At 40.5% G+C, this 9,696-nt stretch carries 6 protein-coding genes and 2 pseudogenes; 1 reads left to right on the top strand and 7 read right to left on the bottom strand.

Annotated features, from left to right (window positions below):
* Positions 1–461 precede the first annotated feature (461 nt).
* The 7 genes and pseudogenes from HGJ98_RS16315 to HGJ98_RS16345 form a co-directional block, all read right to left on the bottom strand.
* Positions 462–1,292, bottom strand: coding sequence for an undecaprenyl-diphosphate phosphatase (locus HGJ98_RS16315; RefSeq protein WP_291352718.1), 831 nt, complete (start codon positions 1,290–1,292; stop codon positions 462–464).
* Positions 1,293–1,613: 321 nt separating this feature from the next.
* Complete coding sequence (locus HGJ98_RS16320) at positions 1,614–3,362, bottom strand: ABC transporter transmembrane domain-containing protein (protein WP_291352720.1); 1,749 nt, start codon at positions 3,360–3,362, stop codon at positions 1,614–1,616.
* Position 3,363: 1 nt separating this feature from the next.
* Positions 3,364–5,115: an ABC transporter transmembrane domain-containing protein gene (locus HGJ98_RS16325; RefSeq protein WP_291352722.1), complete on the bottom strand. Its 1,752-nt coding sequence runs from the start codon at positions 5,113–5,115 to the stop codon at positions 3,364–3,366.
* A 244-nt stretch (positions 5,116–5,359) separates the two neighbouring features.
* Positions 5,360–6,799, bottom strand: coding sequence for a DASS family sodium-coupled anion symporter (locus HGJ98_RS16330; protein ID WP_291352724.1), 1,440 nt, complete (start codon positions 6,797–6,799; stop codon positions 5,360–5,362).
* Positions 6,800–7,027: 228 nt separating this feature from the next.
* Positions 7,028–7,218 (bottom strand): annotated as a pseudogene (locus tag HGJ98_RS16335) (class I SAM-dependent methyltransferase); the annotation flags it as partial.
* 53 nt (positions 7,219–7,271) lie between these two features.
* Positions 7,272–8,081 (bottom strand): flavodoxin family protein, encoded by an 810-nt coding sequence (locus tag HGJ98_RS16340; RefSeq protein ID WP_291352726.1) that lies wholly within the window; start codon positions 8,079–8,081, stop codon positions 7,272–7,274.
* Between the two features lie 136 nt (positions 8,082–8,217).
* On the bottom strand, positions 8,218–8,475 hold the full coding sequence (locus tag HGJ98_RS16345; RefSeq protein ID WP_291352728.1) for a hypothetical protein: 258 nt from the start codon (positions 8,473–8,475) through the stop codon (positions 8,218–8,220).
* A gap of 326 nt (positions 8,476–8,801) precedes the next feature.
* Between HGJ98_RS16345 and HGJ98_RS16350 the strand changes: the two are divergent.
* Positions 8,802–8,927: pseudogene (locus HGJ98_RS16350) on the top strand (IS3 family transposase); the annotation flags it as partial.
* Positions 8,928–9,696: the final 769 nt, after the last annotated feature.

A 9,696-nucleotide genomic window follows, 5' to 3' on the forward strand; every position in this document is an offset into this window, starting at 1 on the left:
GTTATTTCACTTCTTCTAGAAGAAGATGATTGACTCATGATTTATTTTGAAACTCTTTCGAGTCTCTCTCATTGGCTGTCCTTGTTGTTTAGTTTTCAAAGACCATCATTTTCTTGCCCTGTTTGGGCCGGAATCACATCTTAGCATTTTCAACTTGCGTTGTCAATACTAAATTTTCCTTTATTCTCTAGGCGTTTTAGCCAGGATTGTATCTTAACATCTTATACATTCATTGTCAATAACAAATTTGGTTTGTTAGTTCCAATGTCTCAAAAATGCTAAGCAACCCTTCCCAGAATTGTTTGTCTGCGCCTCTTTGTGGCGCTCAGTTATAATACTCCTTTTAGTTTGCTCAGTCAATGTTATTTTTATCCATATAGATTAAGGATAAGATCATAAGTGGATCTTATCCTTAATTAGCTCCCCCTTCGCCCGGAATGATCCGATGCACAGGGTCACATTTAGATTGCACTTTGTGTAAAGAAATATAAGGCTACAATAATTCCTAATATAATTCTATACCAACCAAAAACTTTGAAATCGTTGGTTTTAATATATCCAACTAAAAATTTAATTGCTAATAACGAAACTACAAATGCAACGATCATACCGATAACTAAAATGATTAGTTCCGAACTTGTGAAAACAAAACCAAATTTCAGGATTTTTAGGAGGCTTGCCCCAAACATAACCGGAATTGCTAAAAAAAACGTAAATTCTGCAGCAACCATTCTAGATGTGCCTATTAAAATAGCACCGAGGATAGTTGCTCCGGAGCGAGATGTCCCAGGAATTAAGGATAAAACTTGAAATAACCCTATGATCATTGCTGTTTTATAAGTAATTTGAGACAAATTGTTGATTCTGGGCCTTAAATTTTTATTTCTGTTTTCGATAATGATAAACAATATACCATATAAAATTAACGTTACTGCCACAGTCTGATAATTATAAAACTGTGCATCAATTTGATCATCAAACGAAAGTCCAATAATTGCCGCTGGTACACAGGCTGTGAAGATTTTAAACCATAATGAAATTGTATCATTATTTATTGCCAACTTCCTTTTGGAAGAGAGGGGGATTAATTTTTCCCAATACAAAAGGACAACCGCAAGGATTGCACCAAGTTGAATAACGACAAAAAACATTTCTTTAAACGCTTCACTCATATTGAGCTTTATAAACTCATCCACTAAAATCATATGTCCTGTACTACTAATTGGCAGCCACTCAGTAATACCTTCAACAATGCCAAGAATAATTGCCTTTACTATTTCGATCAATAACATTCTCTCTATTCTCTCCTTAATAACCCTCTACTCTAAAGTAAACATTTTACGCTTCTAGATCTCATTGATATTGAATTTCCAGAGCTTTAAACAACTAGTCTTTATCAACCCCTTTATATTACCAATCCATTATAGGTCCTTCAAAAGATTTCTTCTATGTGTATTCTAGCTTAATACTATTAATATTCTCTGAACAGTTTATTAATAAAAAGTTTAACTATTCCAATCGGAGAAGCCATAGTTCCTAACTATACTACTTCATATCAGATTTATAATGCAACCTAATAATCTAGATAAATTGAAATCCTCAAATATGCTCATTCAAACCCCTGTACCCTGCTGCATCATAAACATTTTCTGATAAAGCCCTTCGTTAACCAAAAGCTCAGTATGAGTGCCCCGTTCTACGATCATTCCATTATGAAGGACTAAAATTAGGTCCGCATCTTGAATGGTTGAAAGTCGATGAGCAATCGCAATCGTCGTGCGGCCTTTGCGCATTTTTTCTAACGCTGTTTGAATTGCCTCTTCAGTTTCCGTATCGACACTGGCTGTTGCTTCATCCAAAACGAGAATTTTTGGTTTACCTGCCATTGTCCGAGCAAAACATAGGAGTTGACGCTGACCACTCGACAAAGTGCCCCCCCTCTCTCCGAGCGGTTCTGCGAAGCCTTGGGGAAGTTTTCGCAGAAATTCATTCGCTTGAACAAATGAAGCCGCATCCTCCACATCCTTCTTAGAAACATTTGATCTAGAAAGTGCAATATTTTTAGTAATATCACCTGCAAATAAAAATGGATCTTGGGCCACTAGTCCAACTCTCCCTCGTAACTCATCCTCGGAAAACTCAGACAAAGGTGTCCCATCAATAAGGATTTCTCCGCTTGTAACCGGATAGAAACGCATGAGGAGATTCGCGACAGTGCTTTTTCCACTTCCAGTATGCCCTACTAAAGCCACGGTCTGTCCTGGGTAAGCTATAAAACTAACCTTTTTTAAGACATCCGATCCTCCATCCGATGAACCATCATATGAAAAGCTAACCTCTTTAAATTCAATCTGCCCTTTGACAATCGAAGGAGCCAAAGCAGCACTGACAGGCATTGGCACAGTGCGGTCGTCATCCAAAATCTCAAAAACCCGTTCAGCTGCAACTAGTGATTGCTGAATTTGGGATAACCTCTGCATCATCATATTAACGGGTTCGAAGAAGCGATCTAGATAGTTAATAAAGGCATAGAGTACTCCAATCTGAATCGGTCCATTCAAAGACTGAAACCCAAAAAAGTCTAAAACAAGAACTAAGGCAAAGGTGTAAATCAAGTCAACTGCCGGTCGAACAAACAAACTTTCTAAGCGAATGTTATTAATGGCCGCTCGATAATAGGCCATATTAATAACATTGAATTCTTTACGGAAGCGCTCTTCTTGGCGCATGGCCTGCACAATATTCATCCCTTGGATGGATTCATTCAGTTTAGCATTGAGAAAGCTCAGCTCTTTGCGCATGGTCCGATAAACCTTTGTGCTTAACCTTCGGTAGGTATACATCAAGCCAAGAAGGATTGGAAGCAAGACTAGGCAAAACGTAGCCAGTCGAACATCCAAACTGAACATAGCTATAAAAATGCCGATAAGAAAAACAATATTCTGCACTATAGTAGCTAAAACACCCACAAATAGCTCTTTTATCGCTTCCGTATCATTCGTAATTCGGGAAACCAAAGCTCCAGCCGGGGTTTTATCGAAAACTACCAGTGCGAGGCGTTGCACATGGCTAAAGACATCGACTCGTAATTGTTGAATCACCTTCAGTGCAATCTGATTAAAGCTGACGAGCTGATAATAGTTTAGTCCCACAGAAAGAAGATGAAGTCCTAGATACCCGCTCCCTAATAGTAACAAATCCGTAAAATCGAACGAACGTGGCATTAAATGACGATCGAGAAAAATTTTGACCAAGATTGGCCCAACGACATCGGCAAAGGTGGCTAAAAATAAAACCACTAAGGCTACACTTAACGCTTTGGAGTGCGGTCTAAGATAGATAAGTAAACGACGGATCACCATATCAAGCTCCCCCTTCCTCAATCAGTGACTCTAGCTGCTGACTTCGGTAAGTAGAAGCATACCATCCCTCGATAGCCATGAGTTCGGCATGAGAACCGCGTTCGGTAATTTGTCCATCTTGAAGCACAACGATTAAATCCGCGTGTTCAATAGCACTCAAACGATGTGAGGAAATCAACGTTGTCTTTTGGGCTCTTTTTTCTTTTAAGGCCTTTAAAATGGCCTTTTCTGTTTTAGCATCAACTGCTGATAAAGAATCATCCAAAATAAGAATTTCCGGTTGGAGTAAGAGAGCCCGCGCAATCGATATTCTCTGTTTTTGTCCTCCTGAAAGGGTTACACCCCGATCCCCGACCAGGGTGCCATATTTGTCGGGAAATTGCAGGATATCCTCGTGAATAGCTGCTATATTTGCCACCGCTTGGATTTCTTCCAATGTTGCTTCTGGTTTGCCAAAGGCAATGTTCTCCGCTATTGTCGTTGAAAATAGAAAATGATCCTGAGGAACATAACCTATCGCCTTCCGCAAAGCTCCGAGCCTTAGGTTATAAATTGAGATTCCACCGATTCTAATGTCCCCCTCAGAAAGGTCAAATTCTCGCAGTAGAAGACGGAAGAACGTGGTCTTTCCGCTTCCCGTTTTTCCGACGATTCCCAAGGTCTGCCCCTGAATGACCTCCACATCCATCGTTTTAAAAATGAGCCTTTGAGTCCCTGGATAAGCAAATGAGGCCTTCTCGTAGGCCACTTGTCCACTGGGGACCCTGTCCATTGCTCCCTCTTGTTCACGGATTTCCTGTTTTACCTTAAGTAACGCGCTTACCCGATCATAGGAGGCACGCCCGCGTTCAAGAATGTTAAAGAGCCAGCCGAAGGCCAGCATCGGCCAAATGAATTGTCCCAGATAAATCGTAAACTGGGTCAGTTGTCCAAAACTCAACCGCCCATCCACAACGTCTTTTGCACCAAAGGCAATAGCCAGGAAAAATGAAATTCCAATAATCAATTGGATGGTGGGATCAAAGAGCGCATCGACCTTTGCTACAGCAATATTTTTCTCTACAACGTCAGCAGATAAGGTTCGAAAAGCCTCTTTTTCTGTTTCTTCTCTCCCGAATGCTTTAACCACTCTGACTCCAGAAATGTTTTCCAGAACCTTATCATTAAGATCTGAAAAAGCTGCCTGAGCCTTATGGAACCTCTTATGCAACATGGTTCCATATGAGCTGGTCGCCCAAGCCATAAATGGCATTGGCAGCAACGTAATGAGTGTAAGTTTCCAACTGATAAAAAAGGACATAGAGAAAACGACCAAGCTCCCTGTCGTAACGGAATCGACGAACGTCAAAACCCCCATCCCGGCCGTCATTTCTATCGCTTGAATGTCGTTAGTGGCATGGGCCATTAAATCCCCAGTTCGGTGCTTCTGATAAAACTGCGGCGACAAGCGTGTAAAATGATCGAAGAGTTGCTTCCTGAGCAACCGCCCGAGCCGACTCGATGCCCCGAAAATTAACAAACGCCAAATATACCGTAAACCGTAAGCCGTCAACCCAGCACCTATAAGGAGCAATGACCACTTGATTAAAACCCCTTGGTTCAGATTTTCTTGACTAACACCGTCTACAATTACCCGAACTACATAGGGAGGAAACAGATTGATTAGAGCTACCCCGATTAAAAAAAATATACCCATACCGTAGCTCTTCTTTTCTTGCTTAAAGAACCACATTAACTCTTTAAAAAGAAGCATATACTTTTCCCTCGAATCTGGCTAATACAAAAAACCCTTATCGGTCTTTATCCTCTTGATCCTATGATTTAACTGTAAATGATCTTTCAAAAGGTCAACTGACTTATCTTATACTCTCGCTCGAATCAATCTTTTTTATGTTAATCCAAACGTATTGTTGTCTCTTAACCAAAGTGTAATTCTTTGCGGCTTGCACCGTTCCTTATTATACACCTAATCTACACAAATTTCCGCTTAACTAATGTTACCACAAACCAATAATTTTCCAGTAGGCTAAACCGATTGTGAGATAGACGATAGTTGCAAGTGCTGTCACTGTAAAGCCGATTTTCCACCAAGTTATTTTTTCAACATAACCCGTTCCCATCAGCAAAGGCCCTAATCCATTCCCATAATGAGTAAGAGTTGAAGAAATCACCATCAGAAAGGCGACTAGAAACGTCGCTGGATACTTTGGCGCCCCAGTGACTGCTACAAAACTGTAGATCACCGGGGCAAAGGTAGCGACATAACCAAGGAGTGACGGAAAAACATAGTGTGGAATGATTGCTAACAGGGCAATGATTACAAATGTCGTAAAAGTTCCAATCCCTTGTGGCAGAGCATCTTTCATTACAACAGTCAACCACCTAAAGAACCCAAGTTTATCAAGCGCCGATGATAAACCAATTATTCCTCCGAACCATATCAGAATTCCCCAGGTCTCCTTCGAATCAGCAATATCCTTCCATTGGATTACATCAGTTAGAATCATGATGGTGACACCAAGGAACGCAACAAGCGTCGTATCAATTTGAGTTATGCTACTGGTTGCCCATAGAATCAAACATAGTAAAAAGGTTACCCCACCGATAATTTCTCTTTTCGTGATTGAACCTAAGGTTTTAAGCTGTTCACGAGCCATTTCTCGCACCTCATTAACTAAAGTTAATTCTGGTGGATACATTTTATAAACTATATAAGGAACGAGGATAAACAGCAGGAAACCAGGGACGGCTGCAACGATCCATAGGCCCCAGCTTACTTTGACTCCTAAAATCTGCGAAGCGAATTTCATGGATAGAAGGTTCGGACCCATTCCCGTCAGGAACAAACTTCCGGCAACCATATCCATCATATATAAGAGGACTGTGAGATAGGCACCTAGACGACGAGGATTCTCGTGTGGTTTGGAACCAACAACCTCAAATATTCCTTGAGCTAAGGGATATACGAGGCCCCCTACTCGAGCTGGAGCACCAGGAATTGTCGTTGCCAACATGAGATCGGTAACCCCAAGAACATAACCTAGTCCTAGACTGCTTTTCCCAAATGCCTTGATAAGAATCAATCCAATACGCTTAGCCAAACCACTTTTTCTGAAGCCTAGACTCATCATGATAGCAACCACTATCAGCCAAACAGTAGTATCTGTATAACCTACTAGAACATCTTTAATAGGGACGACCAATAAACCGGCTGCGGACACACCGACAAAAATAGCACTCGCCTCCGGAAGTCCTTGAAGCATGAGCATAAGAATTGTACCAGCAAAGATCCCAAATAATTTCCATGCCTCTACCTCTAGACCTTTTGGGGCTTGAACCACAAAAAATAGTGCGGCAAACAAAATTGGGATGAAAATTTTAAGAGTTCTCCCACTCAATAGGCCTTGAGTTATTGGAATCTTGATGGTCTGACTCATCTACATCACTTACCCTTTTCATAATAAAACTATTATCAAACTATTCTCTACCCTTTTAGTCATCCCTGCAAGCATACATTTTTAGGGGGGGAAACAGGGGGACAGGTCAAGTGTTTCACTATTCGATCTAAATTAACGTGCAGCCCAGCATAATAACGTTCAGTTAATAAACTTCATTAATGCATGAGCCATTTTTACATTTTATATTTATTAAGCTTACTGGAGGTATGTAAAAATCATATATCCATTTGGTTTTAACTGACTATAACAATTTTTAATGAATTTCTCTCTCATGATTATCCAATAAGTAAATAGTGCATAGCAAACTATAGCGTCATAAAGTTTGTTATCAAACGGCATATCATTTACTGAACCAAGATTGATTTTAATGTCAATCCCGTTTTTTCAAATCCCCACATGGTTTGTTTATCCAAAAAACTTCATTCCCAGAATTCTGTCATGTCTCCATCTCCTATCTTTTAATATCCTGCTTTCGTAAGCGGGATAAAAGCATCTGTCTTTTTGCTCCTTCTTTTGAGAACTTCGTTCTAACCAACCTTCCAATCATACGATAAATTAACGGAAGTTTAGTTTCATAATAGTATGATGCCTCTAACCACCCTTTATCCTTGAAATAGTTATAATCACGATCCTTGGGTCCATAAGGTTTAAAGGCACAGACCAAGTTAAAAATAATAAATTTCTTAATACTTGGTTTGGGGGATGGATTACCAGTCAGTGTTTTTTGAAACCGATGCACTCCTTCAGTAATTTTTCTCTCAATTTTAGTTTCTTCGGCTGGGAGCTTTACCCCTGGGGGAGTTGTGACAAGTACTCCCTTGGTTACATTAAAACCCCAAAAACTACCGAGGGTCTCTAAATATTTTATAATTTGCTCTCCGCCATAAACTCCTTGGGTAATAATAGGGATAAAAGCCTTATGGAAGAAGCAAGGACGGTGAAATACATAGGCCATTCTGTCGAGGAAATTTTTCATTAGGGCTGTGACCTGAAGTGAATAATTAGGGCTTGCGAAAATTACACCATCAGCCTTCGTCATTAGATCAAAAATCTTAACTCGGTCATCATCCCGTTGGGGACAAAATTCTTCACCCTTTTCTAAGCAAATGAAACATCCCAGGCACGGCTTAATACACACATCCTTTAAGAATATGTAATTAAACGTCACTTCACATTGGGCTACAAGCTTTTCCTCGAACCTTTGAACTACTTTTAGAGTTTCTAATTTCCTAGGGCTCCCCATTACCACAACAATCTTCATTTAATCAACTCCTAATAGCTGTAGCTGGATTTGTCCCAGCGCGAAGTAACTTACGCCCATGATAAACGTCACCAGATGCATAGCAGTAGATTCATAGGGCCTGTTTATACTGTTATTCTCTTGCGGATTGATTATTTCATTTTGTAAAATATTCTTTAACTAACACTAGAAAACCTATAATTGTTAGCACTAATCCAATGCTAAATGGAATACCAAGAAACAAACTCTGTACCACTTCATTACCATACTGCTTTGCACCAAAAATAACGAACCAAAGCTTTGAGCCTGACCATGAAGTAACGTTTGGAGCGTAAATCGAAGCAGCGATGATGATAAAGAGGATAGTTAGCACCCCTGATAACATTAGTATTCCACCGATAATTGTTCTCTTCAAAGCCTTTTACACTCCTTCACCATAACTTACTATTAATTCTTAACTCATCCATTTCCACAAACTTTCCTCCACTAAGAATAAACTCCTAATACTTTCCACATCTTTCCCTAAACTTCCTCCTAAGATTGAAGGATCAATACGCTAAAAACAAAAAGGTCAGATCGCCAAAAACTATCTAACCTTACATAACCTTTGAACAGTCAATTTCCATATTTTGAGGGGGTGCATCTTGTAACTAAAACGGTCCGAAAAACTAAAAAGCACCGTCCTAAATGATGCTCAACTTACCTAATAGGCCGAAGGCCCAGTAGCACTAGACTTGTATGTTAATTAATTCTGATCAAGGCGCCCAGTATTGTAGTGCCACCTATATAGAAGAACTTGAGAAAAACGGAATAATTCGTAGTATGAGCCGGAGAGGTAACTGTTTTGATAATGCATGTGCAGAGACCATATGCTGCATCATAGCTTTTTCAGAACCTTCACCAAATTCAGTTAAGGTTATCGGATTGAAACCATCGGATATGCCAATTGAGAAGTCTCCTAACGATAAGGAAATTCCACTTGTCGATCCTGTTGCTTCCGTGCTGTTGGTAGTTTCAGGAAGCAAAATCACTTCAGCGAAGGTATTCCCTTCGGTCGCTTGCCGATCCATAAGGTTGAACTTTCTAACCCAGTATTTATAAGCGGTAGTCTTCAATCCGTTTTGAACGCACCATTCTCTTATACTCATTCCACTCTGACGACATTCTTCAATGCGTTCTCGCCATCGCTGTTCTAGCTCTAAATCTCGTAAGCGGTGGAACCCCGTGCCCAATAACCTTAATTTTACATATGACTAACACAGAAAGGACTAACTCATTAAGAGATAGTCCTTTCGCTTGTTACCTGGCGATGACCTACTTTCCCAGGGGCTATGCCCCAAGTATCCTTGGCCCTGGAACGAAAGGCGGGCGAGCCTTTCGCCACACTGCGACTCGTAACGCATTCTCCTGCAGTGTGGATTCTTAACTTCCGTGTTCGGTATACGAAAAGCACGATAGTCTCCAGTGGAGAGTATCGCCGAGCCACCCACCCCAAAGAAAGACTTCGTGGCGAAGGGGAGCTTTTCGCCACACTGCGACTCATAACGCACGCTCCTGCAGTGTGGATTCTTAACTTCCGTGTTCGGTAGCAGTATTATGGAACATAGAAAGAACTACCTCGTTAGAGATAGTCCTT

It is taken from the genome of Desulfosporosinus sp. (assembly GCF_014237355.1).
Classification (GTDB): Bacteria; Bacillota; Desulfitobacteriia; order Desulfitobacteriales; family Desulfitobacteriaceae; genus Desulfosporosinus.